The sequence below is a fragment of the Falsiroseomonas stagni DSM 19981 genome, assembly GCF_900114315.1.
Classification (GTDB): Bacteria; Pseudomonadota; Alphaproteobacteria; order Acetobacterales; family Acetobacteraceae; genus Falsiroseomonas; species Falsiroseomonas stagni.
In genome coordinates, this window is the sequence record NZ_FOSQ01000010.1 from 127248 (window position 1) to 142549 (window position 15302).

General features: G+C 70.5%; 14 protein-coding genes. 8 read left to right on the forward strand and 6 right to left on the reverse strand.

Features of this window, described 5'->3' with window-relative positions; genetic code table 11:
* Nucleotides 1-46: 46 nt before the first annotated feature.
* Both BM041_RS30735 and BM041_RS21785 read right to left on the reverse strand, forming a co-directional pair.
* On the reverse strand, nucleotides 47-211 hold the full coding sequence (locus BM041_RS30735) for a hypothetical protein (protein WP_175534077.1): 165 nt from the start codon (nucleotides 209-211) through the stop codon (nucleotides 47-49).
* Nucleotides 211-1173, reverse strand: a complete 963-nt coding sequence (locus BM041_RS21785; protein ID WP_139226139.1) for a Bug family tripartite tricarboxylate transporter substrate binding protein — start codon at nucleotides 1171-1173, stop codon at nucleotides 211-213. Before BM041_RS21785 ends, BM041_RS30735 begins: the two co-directional genes overlap by 1 nt.
* A 69-nt stretch (nucleotides 1174-1242) precedes the next feature.
* Between BM041_RS21785 and BM041_RS21790 the strand changes: the two genes are divergently transcribed.
* The 3 genes from BM041_RS21790 to BM041_RS21800 are packed head-to-tail and all read left to right on the forward strand — an operon-like array spanning nucleotide 1243 to nucleotide 4854.
* Complete coding sequence (locus tag BM041_RS21790; RefSeq protein WP_139226140.1) at nucleotides 1243-2871, forward strand: FAD-dependent monooxygenase; 1629 nt, start codon at nucleotides 1243-1245, stop codon at nucleotides 2869-2871.
* Nucleotides 2868-3638 (forward strand): maleate cis-trans isomerase family protein, encoded by a 771-nt coding sequence (locus BM041_RS21795; protein ID WP_092962015.1) that lies wholly within the window; start codon nucleotides 2868-2870, stop codon nucleotides 3636-3638. The genes BM041_RS21790 and BM041_RS21795 overlap by 4 nt, the downstream gene beginning before the upstream one ends.
* 49 nt (nucleotides 3639-3687) lie before the next feature.
* Entirely contained in the window at nucleotides 3688-4854 is a 1167-nt protein-coding gene (locus BM041_RS21800; protein WP_139226141.1) for an extracellular solute-binding protein, read from the forward strand.
* Between the two features lie 28 nt (nucleotides 4855-4882).
* On the opposite strand, the gene BM041_RS21805 is transcribed toward BM041_RS21800, so the two are convergent.
* Genes BM041_RS21805 through BM041_RS21815 form a run of 3 tightly spaced genes read right to left on the reverse strand, consistent with a single transcriptional unit; the run spans nucleotide 4883 to nucleotide 7640 of the window.
* The gene (locus BM041_RS21805) at nucleotides 4883-5653 is read right to left on the reverse strand and encodes an alpha/beta fold hydrolase (protein ID WP_175534078.1); all 771 of its coding nucleotides are present in this window, start codon (nucleotides 5651-5653) and stop codon (nucleotides 4883-4885) included.
* A complete protein-coding gene (locus BM041_RS21810) occupies nucleotides 5650-6474 on the reverse strand; it encodes an alpha/beta fold hydrolase (RefSeq protein WP_092962018.1) in 825 nt (274 codons plus the stop codon). The genes BM041_RS21805 and BM041_RS21810 overlap by 4 nt, the downstream gene beginning before the upstream one ends.
* Nucleotides 6474-7640: an acyl-CoA dehydrogenase family protein gene (locus BM041_RS21815; RefSeq protein ID WP_092962019.1), complete on the reverse strand. Its 1167-nt coding sequence runs from the start codon at nucleotides 7638-7640 to the stop codon at nucleotides 6474-6476. The genes BM041_RS21810 and BM041_RS21815 overlap by 1 nt, the downstream gene beginning before the upstream one ends.
* On the opposite strand from BM041_RS21815, the gene BM041_RS21820 reads away from it, so the two are divergent.
* Both BM041_RS21820 and BM041_RS21825 read left to right on the forward strand, forming a co-directional pair.
* Nucleotides 7639-8811 carry an aminotransferase class V-fold PLP-dependent enzyme gene (locus BM041_RS21820; protein WP_092962020.1) on the forward strand — a complete coding sequence of 391 codons (1173 nt, stop codon included), beginning with the start codon at nucleotides 7639-7641 and terminating at the stop codon, nucleotides 8809-8811. The genes BM041_RS21815 and BM041_RS21820 overlap by 2 nt on opposite strands.
* 15 nt (nucleotides 8812-8826) lie before the next feature.
* Nucleotides 8827-9936, forward strand: a complete 1110-nt coding sequence (locus tag BM041_RS21825; protein WP_092962021.1) for a DSD1 family PLP-dependent enzyme — start codon at nucleotides 8827-8829, stop codon at nucleotides 9934-9936.
* 46 nt (nucleotides 9937-9982) lie between these two features.
* Here the strand turns inward: BM041_RS21825 and BM041_RS21830 are convergent, their stop codons facing one another.
* Complete coding sequence (locus tag BM041_RS21830) at nucleotides 9983-11170, reverse strand: D-alanyl-D-alanine carboxypeptidase family protein (protein ID WP_175534079.1); 1188 nt, start codon at nucleotides 11168-11170, stop codon at nucleotides 9983-9985.
* A gap of 350 nt (nucleotides 11171-11520) precedes the next feature.
* Here BM041_RS21830 and BM041_RS21835 point away from each other — a divergent pair, with 350 nt between their 5' ends.
* The 3 genes from BM041_RS21835 (at nucleotide 11521) to clpA (ending at nucleotide 15216) form a co-directional block, all read left to right on the forward strand.
* The gene (locus tag BM041_RS21835; RefSeq protein WP_092962022.1) at nucleotides 11521-12042 is read left to right on the forward strand and encodes a phasin family protein; all 522 of its coding nucleotides are present in this window, start codon (nucleotides 11521-11523) and stop codon (nucleotides 12040-12042) included.
* 318 nt (nucleotides 12043-12360) lie between these two features.
* Nucleotides 12361-12702 carry an ATP-dependent Clp protease adapter ClpS gene (clpS, locus tag BM041_RS21840; protein ID WP_092962023.1) on the forward strand — a complete coding sequence of 114 codons (342 nt, stop codon included), beginning with the start codon at nucleotides 12361-12363 and terminating at the stop codon, nucleotides 12700-12702.
* Between the two features lie 159 nt (nucleotides 12703-12861).
* Entirely contained in the window at nucleotides 12862-15216 is a 2355-nt protein-coding gene (gene clpA, locus BM041_RS21845) for an ATP-dependent Clp protease ATP-binding subunit ClpA (RefSeq protein WP_092962024.1), read from the forward strand.
* The last annotated feature ends 86 nt before the right edge of the window (nucleotides 15217-15302 follow it).

Below are 15302 nucleotides of genomic sequence, written 5' to 3' on the forward strand. Positions count from 1 at the left end.
TCTCGGTCGTCGGGGCCGAGGGGTTACCCCAGGCGGGCCGGGTGGGCTAGTCCTTCCTGGCGTCGCCGGGGGGCGGCGTGGGCGGGGTGTCCTCCGCCCGGGCGCGGGCCTGGGCTTTCCGCTTGCGGAGATTCTCCCGCAGCGCGGCTGCCAGGCGGGCTTCCCGTTCGGCCTTGCTGCCGGGGGCGGGGGGTGGCGCTTTCTCGGCCATCAATCCGCGCGGATATTGGCAGCGCGGACCACGGCGGCCCAGCGCGTGACTTCGGATGCGATGAAGGCGGTGTATTCGGGGGCGGACATGCGGCGCGGCGTGGCGCCGGTCTCGACCAGGCGGGGGGCGATTTCCGGCGTCGCGAGGCCGGTCAGCACTTCGGCGTTCAGGCGCGTGACGATCGCCTCCGGCGTGCCGGCGGGGGCGGAGAGGCCGAACCAGGTGGAGGCGACGAGGTCGGGGTGGCCGAGTTCCTTGAAGGTCGGCAGGTCCGGCCAGCCTTCCACCCGGCTGTCGGCGGTGACGGCCAGCAGGCGGAAGCGGTCGTTGCGCCCGGCCTCGACCAGGGTGGTGATCATGCCGTCCACCGCATTCGACATCAGGTCGTTCATCATGGGCCCGCTGCCGCGGTAGGGGACGTGGGTCGTCTCGATCCCGGCGGAGCGTTGCAGGATGGCCTGCTTGGCGTGGGAGGAGGTGCCATTGCCCGGGGAGCCGATGGTCATCCCGGGCCGCGCCTTCGCGGCCGCCACGAACTGCTCGAAGGTCCGGATCGGGCTGCTGGCGCTGACGGCGAGAACGGAGGGGATTTCCGCCATCACCGCGATATGGGCGAAGTCCCGGACGGAATCGTAGGGCATGGAGCGGTAGACGCTCGGCCCCACGCCGAAGCTCGCGATGTTGGAGACGACGAGGGTGTGGCCGTCCGGCGCGCTTTTCGCGACGAAGTCGGAGCCCACGGTGCCGCCGGCGCCGGCGCGGTTCTCGATCACGAAGGGCTGGCCGAGCACGCTGGCCAGGCGCTGGCTGACCAGGCGGGCGATGAAATCGGTGGTGCCGCCGGGCGGGAAGGGGACGACGACGCGGACGGGGCGGCTGGGGTAGCCGGTTTGCGCGCGGGCCAGGCCCGGCAGGGCGAGGGAGGTGGCAGGCAGCAGGGCCAGCAGGTCGCGACGGCGCATGAAGGGGGTCCCGTTCCCGATTCCGGTCATGCCCCTATAGCATGGTCGCCGCGTGTCGGAGGGGGGCGGATGGCACCGGTCTTGATCGTGGGTGGCGGGCCGGTTGGGCTCTGCCTCGGCATCGCGCTGGCCCGGGCGGGTGTCGCCGCCGTGCTGGTGGAGGAGAGGGAGGGTCCGGCCCCGCATCCCAAGGCCACGCTGCTCGGCGCGCGGTCCATGGAGCATTTCCGCGCCTGGGACCGGCTGGACCTGAAGGTGGCAGACGCCGCGATGCAGCAGGAGGAGGACTACTTCATCCTCTTCTGCGACCGCCTGGCGGGGCATGAATTGCATCGCTTCCGATCGCCGGGGCTGGAGGCGGTGCGGCGGCGGGCGCCGGCGGCGGTGGCGCGGTTCCGCGAACTCGCCTGGTCCCCCTGGGGCAAGACGCAGATCGGCCAGCAGGCGCTGGAGCCGGTGCTGCTGGCGGAGGCGCGGCGCCAGCCTTTGCTGGAGTTACGGCATGGCTGGCGGCAGGTGGATTTCGCGCAGGTCTCGGGCGGCGTCATCGGCCACATCGAGCATGTCGCGACCGGGCGGCGGGAGAGCATCGCCGCGCGCTGGATGGTCGCCTGCGATGGCGGGGCCAGCGCAGTGCGAAGGCGGCTCGGCATCCGCATGGGGGGGCGCGGGCGGATGAGGAGCAATGTCAGCTACCTGTTCCGCGCGCCCGACTTCCTGGCCGCGCATGGCAAGGGGCTGGCGAACCTCTATTTCTGCCTGGCGCCGGATGCCTTCGGCGTCTTCACCGCCATCGACGGGCACAGCACCTGGAACTACCAGCACTATTGGGCCGACCCGGCGCGCGACGCGGCGCAGGATGATCCGGCGGTGGTGCTGCACCGCGCGATGGGCAAGGCGTTCGCGTTCGACCTGCTGGCGACGACGCATTGGCACCACCACCAATCCGTCGCGCATCGCTGGCGGGATGGCCGCGTGTTCCTGGCGGGGGATGCGGCGCACCTGTTCGTGCCGACGGGCGGCGTCGGCATGAACACGGGCATCGGGGATGCGGTGGACCTCGCCTGGAAACTGGCCGCGGTGGAGCAGGGCTGGGGCGGGGATGGGCTGCTCGACAGCTATGAGGCCGAGCGCAAGCCGGTGGCCTGGCGCAACAGCGTCATCAGCGCCAACAACTCCGACCGCATCGACATGGTGATGGGGGAGGTCGCGCCGGATATCGCGACGTCGGAGCCCGCGCGGGATGCGCTGCGCCAGCGCATCCTGTGGATGGCGAAGCAGTTCAACAGCGCGGGGACGCATCTGGGCTACCGCTACGCCGACAGCCCGATCGTGGTGCCGGATGGCACGCCGGAGCCGCCGGATGATCCGGGACAGGTGGTGCCCAGCACCTGGCCCGGCAGCCGCTTCCCGCATGGCTGGCTGGCGGATGGGTCGAGCACGCTGGACCTGGTGGACAGGGGCGGCTTCACGCTGCTGGCGGCTTCCGGGGCCTCGGCACCCGGCCTGGCCGCGGCGCTTCGCGCGCAGGGCGTGAAGCTGGCGGAGCGCGCGGTGGCGGACCCCGTCGCGGTGGATCTGATGCAGCGCCCCCTGGTGCTGCTGCGCCCGGACGGGCATGTGGCATGGCGGGGCGCGGCGGACCCGGCCGAGGCCGAGGCCATCGCGCGCCGCATCCGGGGAGGGGAAGCAGCATGACGGTGGAATACGCGCCACGCGGCCTGGTCGGCGTGCTGACGCCGCAGGCGAACACGACGGTGGAGCCGGAATTCGCCATGCTCTGGCCCGCCGGCATCGCCATGCTGAATGCGCGCCTGACCAGCCCGAAGGACACCATCATCGCCCGCCTGCTGGACTATCTGCGGGACCTGCCCGGCGCGGCCGCGTCATTCGCCAATGCGCCGATCGACGCCATCGCCTTCGCCTGCACCGGCGCCAGCTATTATGCCGGTGTCGCTGAGGAGGATGCGCTGGTGGCGCGGATGGAGGATCGCCTCGGCATCCCCGTCATCACCGCCGCGACCGCGGTGCGCGATGCCTTCCACGCGGTGGGGGCGGAGCGCATCGGGTTGGTCTCGCCCTATCCCGATGACCTGACGGATGCCGCGACCGGCTATTGGCGCGCGCGGGGATTTGACGTGGTGGATGTGTCGCGGGGGGCGATGGCTGATGGCAGCTTCCACCCGATCTACGCCATGAACGCCGAGGGCGCCGCCGCTGCCCTCGCCGCGTTGCCGGCGGGGCGTGCGCAGGCGGTGGCGATGCTGGGCACCGGGATGCCGACCCTCGGCGCCATATTGGGGAAACCTTTCGTGGGGGAGGCGCCGGTGACCTCCTGCATGCATGCGCTCGCCTGGCGCTGCGTGCGCGCCATGACGAAGCAACCCGCCGATGCCGCCAGCCTGCTGGACTGGGTACGCGGGGAGGATTGGGGCAAGCGGTACCGGGAGCGCCTGGGCGCGTGACGCGCCCGGGAGCGCATGGGCGCGTGACGCGCCCGGGAGGCAGGGGCGCGTGAAGCGCCGCGCTGTCCTGCTCGCGCTGCCGGCCCTGCTGGCGCGGCCGGTGCGGGCGCAGGCGGATCGCGTCGTGATGCTGGCGGATGCCGCGACGCGCGCGCAGCTGACCCGCGGGCGGGGGGGCGATGTCGCCGGGCTGGGCATCGCCTGGACGATCTCCGACACGCCCTACGACCGCGTGGTGCGCGATGCGGGGCTGGCCACGGGCAGCTACGACCTGGGGCTGCTGCCGCATCACCTGGTCACGCCGCGCGCCGCGGCGCTGTTCCTGCCGCTGGATGACGCGCCAGCGGATATCCCCCCCGCGCTGCGCCGGGCCTTCACGATCGAGGGCCGGCTATACGCCCTGCCCTTCGCGCAGGTGACGCAGGCGCTGTTCCGCAACACCGCCATCACGCGGGATGCGCCGCCGCCCGCGACGGCCGCCGCGCTGCTGGCCGCCTGTCGTGACGCGACGGCCGGGCCTGTCGCCGGGCTGGTGGCGGATGGAACGGACCTGGCCTTCGACCTGGCGCGGCTGTGGGATGGCGATGTGCTCGGCCCCGACCTGGCGCTGCGGGTGACGGAACCCGGCATGATCCGGGGGCTGGAGGCCCTGGCCGCCCTGTTCGCCGAAGGGGTGCTGCCCCGCACCCTGCCACGCTTCACGCCGGCGGAGGCGCTGCGGGAGATGCAGCTGGGCCGCGGCGCCTGGGCGCTGGCCCCCTTCGCCCGGCATGAATGGCTGAACCGCGCGGGCGCGAGCCGGGATGCGGGACGGATCGAGGCATCCGCCATCCCCGGTGCGGCGGGGGGCGCGGCGCCGGTGACGATGGCGCTGCGGGCGCTGGTCGTGCCCCGCAATGCGCCCAACCCGGATGCCGCGATGCGCGCGCTGCGCCGGCTCGGCGGGGCGGAGGAAGCGGTGAGGCTGGGGCTGAACGGCCTCGGCCCCGCGCGGCTGTCCGCGCTGTCGGACCCGCGCTACGCCGCCGCCACGCCCTGGGCGACGGCGGAAGCCGCGGCGCTGCGGGTCGCGAGGCCAACGCTGCCCCCCTTCGCGCAGGCCGCGCGGGCGGATGCGATCATCCGCGCGGAGCTGGAGGCGATGCTGGTCCGCCCCAGGGCGCCGAGGGAAACGGCGGAGCGGATCGCCTTCCGGCTGAGGCCCCTGCTGACCTGAGCCGGGCAAACCGCCAGAGGCCGCCCCGTCATCGTGACCGGAGAAAATCCAGCACCATCGCGTTGAACAGGGCGGGCGCTTCCCAGTTGATGGCATGGCCGGCATCCGGGATCACCCGGAACTCATGCCGCGGCAGGTTCGACGCCCAGAGCCGCATCAGCGCCGGCGGCGCGTAGAGATCCGCACCCCCCGCGATGACCAGCGCCGGGCATCCGATGGTCGCGACTTTCGAGAAACTGTTGGGCGTGCGCAGCGGCTGCGGCGTGCCGTCGGCGCGCATGGCGTTGCGGTCGATCTCGATCCAGCGCGCCAGCCCCGCGGGTTCGAAGCCGCGATAGGTGGGGCCGAGTTCGCGCATCTCGCTCGGTAGCGCCTTGAAGGCGGGGGTGGCGATGCGGCTGTAGGGCTCCGTGATGGCGGGGTCGATGAACTGGCCATAGCTGGCGCCGACGATCAGCGATAGCAGCCGGTCGCCGCGCCAGGCCGCGTAATCCAGCGCCGCGAAGCCGCCGCCCGCGACGCCGAGCAGGTGGAAGCGCGGCAACGACAAATGTGTTGCGAGCGCGTCGAGGTCTTCCGCGATGCTGCCGGGCTGCGGTCCCGTATCGGGCCTCGGCACGCTTCGCGCCCAGCCGCGCCGGTCGAAGGCGATGACGCGGAAACCCGCCTCCGCGAAGGGCGCCGTCTGCATCTCCCAGCTATCGGCGTTGCCGGTGTTCGCGTGCATCAGCACCAGGGGCACGCCATCCCCGCCGCTGTCGAGGTAGTACAGGTCAACGCCCGGCAGGGAGGCGATCATGCCAGCCATTCCCGGAACAGCGCGTTCACCTGGTCCGCTGCCTCATAGGCCACCCAATGCCCGGCGCCGGGCACCAGCGCGATGCGCGCATCCGGCCGGGCGCGGCGCAGCGCATCGGTGCGCAGCGTGATGTCCGGCATCGCGACATGGTCGCGATCCCCCCAGATGGCGTTGACGGGCACGCCCTTCGCACGCGCCAGGGCATCGGACAGCATGGTGGCGGTGGCGAAGGGGCGGCTGCGCAGACGCGAATTGATGAAGGCGCGTTCCTGGATGGCCAAAGCGAGGTCATCGATCCTCGCGGTATCGGCGATCATCATGGAGCCGAGGTTGTGGCGATGCGCCGCGACCCGCGCTTCCCCTTCCTTGTCCCGCACTTTCATCAGTGGCACGGGATTGCGGGGCGTGCCCATGGAACCGGCGCCGAGGATGGTCACGCTGCGCAGCCGGGGCGCCAGCAGCGCCGCGACATGGCCCGCGATGTTGGCGCCGAAGGAGAAGCCGGCGAGGTCGACATTCTCCGTCGCCGGCACCAGCTGCCGAAGCCCGGCGGTGACGGCGGCCGCGACATTGCCCGGTGAATGCTCCCCCGGCGGATTGGCGCTGTCGCCGAGGCCCGGCAGGTCCGGCACCAGCACGGCGCGCTGCGCGGCGAAGGGCTCGATCTGCCGCGTCCAGTGCAGCCAGGACCCGCTGCCGCCATGCAGCAGCACCAGCGGGCGGCCCGCGCCCTCGTTCCAGCAGCGCCAGACCATCGTGCCATCGCCGCAGGGCGTCTCCCGCCGCGTCGCGCTGGCATCGAGGCGATCCAGGAACTCCATCAGTAACTCCTCGGCAGTCCGAGCACACGCTCGGCGATGTAGCACAGCACCAGCTGCGGGCTGACCGGCGCGATGCGCGGGATGAAGCTTTCGCGCAGCAGGCGTTCCAGATGGTATTCCTGGGCGTAGCCATAGCCGCCCAAGGTCATCACCGCCTGCTGGCAGGCGTTGAATCCTGCCTCGCCCGCCAGGTATTTCGCGGCATTGGCCTCCGCCCCGCATGGCATGCCCTGGTCGTAGCGCCAGGCCGCCTGCATCACCATCAGCCGCGCCGCTTCCAACTGCATCCAGCAGGCGGCGAGGGGATGCTGGATCGCCTGGTTCTGGCCGATGGGGCGGCCGAAGACCACGCGTTCCTTCGCATAGCGGCTGGCGCGCGCGATGGCGGCGAAGCCGATGCCCACCGCTTCGGCGGCGACCAGGATGCGTTCGGGATTGAGGCCGTGCAGGATGTAGTCGAAGCCCTTGCCCTCCTCCCCGATCCGGTCCTCCTCCGGCACTTCCAGCCCGTCGATGAAGAGCTGGTTCGAATCGACGGCGTGGCGGCCCATCTTGGGAATCTCCCGCACCTCGACACGGGATCGGTCCAGCTTCGTGTAGAACAGCGACAGGCCCTCGCTCCGCTTCCTCACCTGGTCCAGCGGCGTGGTGCGGGCCAGGATCAGCATGCGGTCGGCGACCTGCGCGGTGCTGATCCAGACCTTCTGGCCGGTGACGATGTAGCGGTCGTTCCGCTTCTCCGCCGTCGTGCGAAGCTGCGTGGTGTCGAGGCCCGTATTGGGTTCCGTCACCGCGAAGCAGGCGCGTTCCCGCCCCGCGATCAGCGGCGGCAGCATGCGGGCCTTCTGTTCATCCGTGCCATGCACCACCACCGGCATGGGGCCGAAGATGTTCATGTGCACGGCGGAGGCACCGGACATCGCCGCACCGCTCTGCGCGATCTCCTGCATCATCACGGCCGCTTCCGTCACGCCGAGTCCCGCGCCGCCGACCGCTTCCGGCATGCAGATGCCAAGCCACCCATCGGCCGCCAGCGCCTGGTGGAATTCATGCGGGAAGCTGTGGGCGCGATCCTTCGCCAGCCAGTAATCGTCGCCGAAGCGGGCGCAGATGCGGCCGATGGCCTCCCGCAGCGCCTCCTGCTCGGCCGAGAGCTGAAAATCCATGCCGGTCTGTCTCCTCCGCGCGGAGCGTGCCAGCATGGCCGCCGAGCGCAACCCCGAGGGCCCGCCAGTGCCGCTGTTCGACCCCGCCGCCTTCCGTATTCCGCGCGGCGTGATCCATGCCTGCGCGGCCGGGGAGACGCCGGTGCTGCACGCGCAGGCCGCGGCGCTGGACCGCCATGCCGTGGACAAATCCGAAGGCCCCGCCGGCCGCGCGCGGCTGGATGCGGAGGTGGAGCGGCTGCGCGCGCGGCTCGGCGCCTGGTGGAAGGTGGAGGCGGCGGGGATCGGACTCGTCTCCTCCGTCGCCGAGGGCATGTCCATGCTGGTGGAGAGCCTGGACTGGCAGCAGGGCGACGTGGTGCTGGTGGATCGCAACGAATACGCCAGCGTGGTGGTGCCGCTGGCGATGCGGTGTGGCGTGGAACTGCGCTTCGTGCCCATGGCCGATCCCGATGCGGTGGCCGCGGCGGCGACGGGGCGGGTGCGGATGATCGCGGTCTCCGCCGTCTCCTACCTCGATGCGCGATCGCATGACCTGGCGGCGCTGCGCCAGGTGGCGGACCGGGCGGGCGCGATGCTCGTCGTGGATTTCACCCAGGCCAATGGCTGGATGCCGATCGAGGCTTCGGTCGCGGATTTCGCCTTCTCCGCCTGCTACAAATGGATGCTGGGGCTGACGGGGCTGGCGGTGGCGTATTGGAACCGCGCGCGCCAGCCGGATTGGGCGCCGGCGACGGCGGGATGGTATTCGATCGTCACGGGGCCGCGGCCCGACTATGCCGCGCCCATCGCGCTGCGGCCGGATGGCGGGCGCTTCACCCGCGGCAATCCGGCGCATGCGCCGGCCTATGCGCTGCACGCCGCGCTCGATTTCCTGGAAGCCGTGCCCCAGGGCGTGGTGCAGCGGCATGTGCAACGCCTCACGGTCGGGCTGCTCAAGCGGCTCGATGCCGCCGGCATTCCCTCCATCACACCGCCCGATCCGCGGCAGCACGGCGCCAGCGTCTGCATCGCCCATGACCGCGCAAGCGCGATCGTGGAGGCGATGGCCGGGCGTGGCGTGCTGGCCTGGAACGGGCGCGGGCGCATCCGCATCAGCTTCCACGGCTACAACGACGAACGCGAACTCGACCCCATCATGGCCGCGCTGACCGCCGCCATGGCTTCCTGACGGATAGGACCGACCATGCTCCAGCACCCCCCCGCCGAGCCCGGCATGCGCGAAGAGGATATCGACACCCCCGCGCTGGTGCTCGACCTCGACGCCTTCGAACACAACCTCGACACCATGGCGGCGTTGCTGGCGCCCACGGGCACGAAGCTGCGCGCCCATGCCAAGACGCATAAATCGCCCATCGTCGCGTTGCAGCAGATGCGGCGCGGCGCGGTCGGGCAATGCGTGCAGAAGGTGGCGGAGGCCGAGGCGCTGGCCTGGGGCGGCGTGCCCGACATCCTGGTGAGCAACGAGGTCATCGCGCCGCGCAAGCTGGCGCGCCTCGCGGCGCTGTCCGGCATCGCCAGGGTCGCCGTCTGTGCCGATGACCTGGCGGGCATCTCGGCCATCGAGGCCGCGGCGGAACACGCCGGCATCCGCATGACGGTGCTGGTCGAGATCGATTGCGGCGCCGGCCGATGCGGCGTGGAGCCCGGCCCGCAGGCGGTGGCGCTGGCGGAACGCATCGCGGCCAGCCCGCACCTGATCTTCGGCGGGCTGCAATCCTACCACGGCAACGCCCAGCATCGCCGCACGCCCGAACAGCGCCGGGACGCCATCGCCCATGCCGCGGAAGGCACGCGCCGCACGGTCGAGCAACTGCGCCAGCGCGGCCTGGAATGCGCCATCGTGGGCGGCGCCGGCACCGGCACCTTCCAGCACGAAGCCGCATCCGGCATCTGGAACGAGATCCAGGCGGGCTCCTACGCCTTCATGGATGCCGATTACGGCCGGAACGAGGACCCGCCCCCCTTCCGCCACAGCCTGTTCGTGCTGGCGGAGGTGATGAGCGCGCCGCGGCCGGGCTTCGCCGTGCTGGATGCCGGGCACAAGGCGGTCGCGGTCGATTCAGGGCTGCCGCTGGTGCATGGGCGGCCGGGGCTCGCCTATACCGGCGCCTCCGACGAACACGGGAATATCAAGGCGGAGGACCCGGCGCTGGCGCCGAGGCTGGGGGAGAAGCTGCGCCTCATCCCCGGCCATTGCGACCCGACGGTTGATCGCTACGACTGGTATGTCGGCGTCCGCAAGGGCCGGGTCGAATGCCTCTGGCCCATCGCGGCGCGGGGCGGCATGGCGTAGCCGCCCATTGGGGCAGCCCATCGGGCATGAGCCGGGGCGCGCGGCCTCAGCGCGCTTCGGCCGTGCGGATCCGAGGCGCGGCCTGGGGTGGCGTATTCGGGATGGGGACGCTGCGGTTGGTGGTGGTCCGCGTCGGCTGCGCCGCCGCCGGGCGCGGCGGCTGGCGTGTGGCGGTGGCCGGGGCCTGGCGGGTGGGCGTCGCCGTGCGGGCGGGGGTCGCCTGGCGAGGGCGGGGCGCGGCCTGGGCGCTCGCGGTCGTCCGCGCCACGGGCTGCTGGCGGGATGCCGCCGGCGTGGCCGATGGCGGGCGGGATGCCGTCTGCGCCGCCGCGGGACGGGGGCGCGGGGCGGGCGCGGCATCGGCGTTCCGCACCACGCCGGTGGTGGCCCGCGCCATCGCCGGGCGGGGGGTGACGCCCATGCTGCTGAAGGACTGGTCGAGCAGCGCGGCCATGTGCTGGTCCCGCTCCACCCAGGAATTGCCGCCGAAGACGGCGCCCACCACGCGCTGGCCGCCGCGGCTCGCGCTGGTGACGATGTTGAAGCCGCTGTCGCGGATGTAGCCGGTCTTGATGCCGTCCACGCCCTCATACTCGCCGAGCATGCGGTTGTGGTTGCGCAGGCGCAGGCCGCGGAACTGGGCGTGCTGCATGCCGAAATAGTGGTAGCGGTCGGGGAAATCCTGGATCAGCCGGCGCCCGAGCGTCGCCATGTCCCGCGCCGTCGTCACCTGGTCGGGGTCCGGCAGGCCGGAGGCGTTGCGGAAGGTGGTGCGCGTCATGCCGAGCGAGCGGGCCCGCATCGTCATCATCTGGGCGAAGCGTTCCTCCGAGCCCCCGAGACGTTCGCCGACGGCCGCCGCCACGTCATTCGCCGATTTGGTGACCAGCGCCATGATGGCCTGCTCCACCGTCAGGCTCTGGCCCGGCGGGAAGCCGAGCTTGGAGGGGGGGCGGGAGGCCGCTTCCGCGGAGATGGGCACGGCGGAGGTCAGGGTGAGGCGCCCTTCGCGCAGCGCCTCGAACACCATGTAGAGGGTCATCATCTTGGTGAGGGAGGCGGGGTGCCGCGTCTCATCCGGGCTGGCGCCGACCAGCATGGCGCCGGTGCGGTTGTCGACCACGATGGCGGAATAACGGTCGCTGCCGATCTGTGCCTGGGCGGCCGGGGCAGGGCCCAGGACGGACAGGGCAAGGCCGACGAGTCCCGCACAGGTCCCGAGCCGGAAACGCATGGATAGTCCCCCTGGCGGCACACCCCCCGTGCACCGCCACCCAAGGCAACCTAGGGAAGAAAGACCCCCTCTGTCCATGGGGGCGTTTGCGGAACAAGGCGTAACAGCAAGGGCTTAACGCCTTGCCTTGCAGCGGCTTGGCATCCGGTGGCGCGGTTGTGCGGCCCGGCCGGGCGGCGGACGAATGCGATTTCATTCACCGAAATTGCTGCACTGCAAAATTGTGCTTGCATCGGAATGCGAGCGCGGGCACATAGGATCACGTGCTGCATCGCAGCAAAACCCCTGGGGCCGGGTCGCTGGCTCCCGCCGCGCCGGGCGCCGGCGAACCAAGCTTGAGGAAGACCCCCATGGCCAGTGAGCCGAAGACCGAATCCAAGCGCAACATCGCGCTGGTCGAGAACGCCGCGACGCAGGGCGCCGCGGCGACCAAGAAGATCATCGACAACGGCGCCACGACGGCGCGTGCCGCAATGGAGAAGGGCATGGAACAGGCGACGAAGACGGCCGAGGGTTTCTTCAAGGCCGCCGAGGAGGCCGCTGAGTTCGGCCGCGGCAACATCGAGGCCTTCACCAAGGCCACGCAGACCCTGACGGTCGGCTTCCAGGACCTCGGCAAGCAGTATTTCGCCGTGTCCCAGGCCCTGACGGACCATGCGCTGGAAAGCGCGAAGGCCCTGGCCGCGGTGAAGTCCCTGAAGGAAGCCGCCGACATCCAGGCCGCCTTCGCCAAGGCGTCGCTGGAGCGCACGATGAGCGAGGCGACGAAGCTGCAGGAAGCCGCCTATCGCCTGGCCGAGCAGGCCTCCGCGCCGCTCGCCGCCCGCATGACGCTGGCGGTCGAGAAGATGGCCAAGCCGCTCGCGGCCTGACGCCCGGGGGCGGGGGTGGACATGTCCCCCCTGCCTCGCGCCTACCGGCCCGCCCGGTGCCCGCGCCCTGCCCCTTTCCGGGGTGGGACGGGCACCGAGGCGGGCCTTTTGCGTTTCGGTCCGGCGGAATCCGGCCTAGGATCATGTGATGATGTCCCCCGGGCGGGGAAATCCGGCCTGGGCTAACGGGCGGTAAACCCCGGCGGGGTTCTTCTGCGGGAGAATTTCGTCAAGCCCTTCACTCCCGGCCCCTCGCTCCGATATCCTATGCAGGACGACGACCGGGCGTTCACTCCCCGGCAGGCAACCAAGGCAGGCATGAGCGACAGCGACAAGCGCCCAGGACAGGGCAATGGGGCGGACGGGCCGACCACCGGCGTGGTGGTCAAGGCGCGGCCGCGCACCCGCAAGCCCTCCATGTACAAGGTGCTGATGCTGAACGACGACTACACGCCGATGGAATTCGTCGTGCATGTCCTCGAACGCTTCTTCCAGAAAAGCCGGGAGGAGGCGACGCGCATCATGCTGCACGTCCACCGCCGCGGCGTCGGCGTCTGCGGCGTCTATACCTATGAGGTGGCCGAGACCAAGGTCACCCAGGTGATGGACCTCGCGCGACAGAATCAGCACCCGCTCCAGTGCACGATCGAAAAAGAATGATCGTGGCGCCGCCATCTCCCGGGCGGCGGATGGAAGGAAGGCCGGGCAAACCGGCCTGCGGGGGACTGTCCGAAGCAGGAGGGAGCGACCACATTGAGGGCAACCCGCGCCGCAGCGTTCCGTTGAACGCCCAGGCCACCCGTTAGGGAGCGTCAGACCATGCTGTCCCGCAACCTCGAGCAGACGCTCCACCGAGCCCTCGGCCTCGCCAATGACCGCCGGCACGAATACGCGACTCTCGAACATCTCCTCCTCGCCCTCGCCGACGATACGGACGCCGCCACCGTGCTGCGCGCCTGTGGGGTCGACAATGACAAGCTGAAGCGCGACCTCGCGGAGTTCCTGGACAAGGACCTCGCCGGCCTCGTCTCCGACCGCGCCGGCGATGCGAAGCCGACCGCCGGCTTCCAGCGCGTCGTCCAGCGCGCCGCCATCCATGTGCAATCCTCCGGACGGGATGAGGTGACGGGGGCCAATGTCCTCGTCGCCCTGTTCTCCGAACGGGAGAGCCATGCGGTCTACTTCCTGCAGCTGCAGGACATGACGCGGCTGGATGCGGTGAACTTCATCAGCCACGGCATCGCCAAGGCCCCCGGCCGCAGCGCCAGCCGCCCCGTGCAGGGCACCCCCCAGACCCCGGAGGAAACCCCGGAGAAGGAGGAGAAGCCCCAGCGCGGCAATGCGCCGCGTGGCCAGGACGCGCTGACCAACTACTGCGTGAACCTGAACAAGAAGGCGCAGGCCGGGAAGATCGACCCGCTGATCGGCCGCGACTCCGAGATCGAGCGCACGATCCAGATCCTCTGCCGCCGCACCAAGAACAATCCCCTGTATGTGGGCGATCCCGGCGTCGGGAAGACCGCCATTGCCGAGGGGCTTGCCAAGCGGATCATCGAGGGCGACGTGCCCGAGGTGCTCGCGAAATCCACCATCTTCGCGCTGGACATGGGGTCCCTGCTGGCCGGCACCCGCTACCGCGGCGATTTCGAGGAACGGCTGAAGGCCGTGGTCAACGAACTCGAACAGCAGCCCGGCAGCATCCTGTTCATCGACGAGATCCACACGGTGATCGGCGCGGGTGCGACCAGCGGCGGCGCGATGGATGCCTCCAACCTGCTGAAGCCCGCTTTGGCCCAGGGCACGCTGCGCTGCATCGGCAGCACCACCTACAAGGAATACCGCCAGCACTTCGAGAAGGACCGCGCCTTGGTGCGGCGCTTCCAGAAGATCGACGTGAACGAGCCGACTCTGGAGGACGCGATCAAGATCCTCCAGGGCCTCAAGACCAACTACGAGAAGCACCACAAGGTCCGCTACACGCCGGAAGCCATCCGCGCCGCCGTGGAGTTGTCCGCCAAGTACATCCACGACCGGAAGCTGCCGGACAAGGCGATCGACGTGATCGACGAAGTCGGTGCCTCCCGCATGCTGCTGCCGGAGAACAAGCGCCGGAAGACGGTCACGCTGAAGGATGTGGAGGAGATCGTCGCCAAGATCGCCCGCATCCCTCCCAAGACCGTCTCCAACGACGACAAGGAGACGCTCCGCACGCTGGAGCGCGATTTGAAGTCGATGGTCTTCGGCCAGGACAAGGCGATCGATGCGCTCTCCGCCGCCATCAAGCTGTCCCGCGCCGGGCTGCGGGATGCGGAGAAGCCGATCGGCAACTACCTGTTCAGCGGCCCGACCGGCGTCGGCAAGACCGAAGTGGCGAAGCAGCTGTCCAAGACGCTGGGCATCGAGCTGATCCGCTTCGACATGTCAGAATACATGGAGCGCCACAGCGTCTCCCGCCTCATCGGCGCGCCGCCAGGCTATGTCGGCTTCGACCAGGGCGGCCTGCTGACCGATGGCATCGACCAGCACCCGCATTGCGTGCTGCTGCTCGATGAGATCGAGAAGGCGCACCAGGACCTCTTCAACATCCTGCTGCAGGTGATGGACCACGGGAAGCTGACGGACCACAACGGCAAGACCGTCGATTTCCGCAACGTCATCCTCATCATGACCACCAATGCCGGCGCCGCCGACATGGCCAAGCCCACCATCGGGTTCGAGCGCACGGTGCGCCTCGGCGAGGATGAGGACGCCATCAAGCGGATGTTCACGCCGGAATTCCGCAACCGGCTCGACGCCGTCATCCCCTTCGCGGGGCTGTCGCCGGAGATCGTGGGCCGGGTGGTGGACAAGTTCGTCATGCAGCTGGAGGCGCAGCTCGCCGACCGCAACGTGACGATCGAACTCTCCAGCGCGGCCCGCGAATGGCTGGCGGAGCGGGGCTACGAGCCGCTCTACGGCGCGCGGCCGCTGGCCCGCGTGATCCAGGAAGTGGTGAAGAAGCCGCTGGCGGAGGAACTGCTCTTCGGCCGCCTGGTGAAGGGCGGCTCCGTGAAGGTCGGCCTGAAGGACGGCGTGCTGGTCTTCGATTATGTCGAGGCCGCGCCGCCCGCTTTGCCCAAGCCCGAGGATAGCGGCGACGGCGAGGCCGAGAAGGAACCCGAAACCGCCGAGTAGCTTTCCTCAGGCTGCCGCGGTCTATGATGCGAAGGCGTCTCCGGTTGACCGGAGGCGCCTTTTGCCTGTCTGGGAGAGAGAGCCAT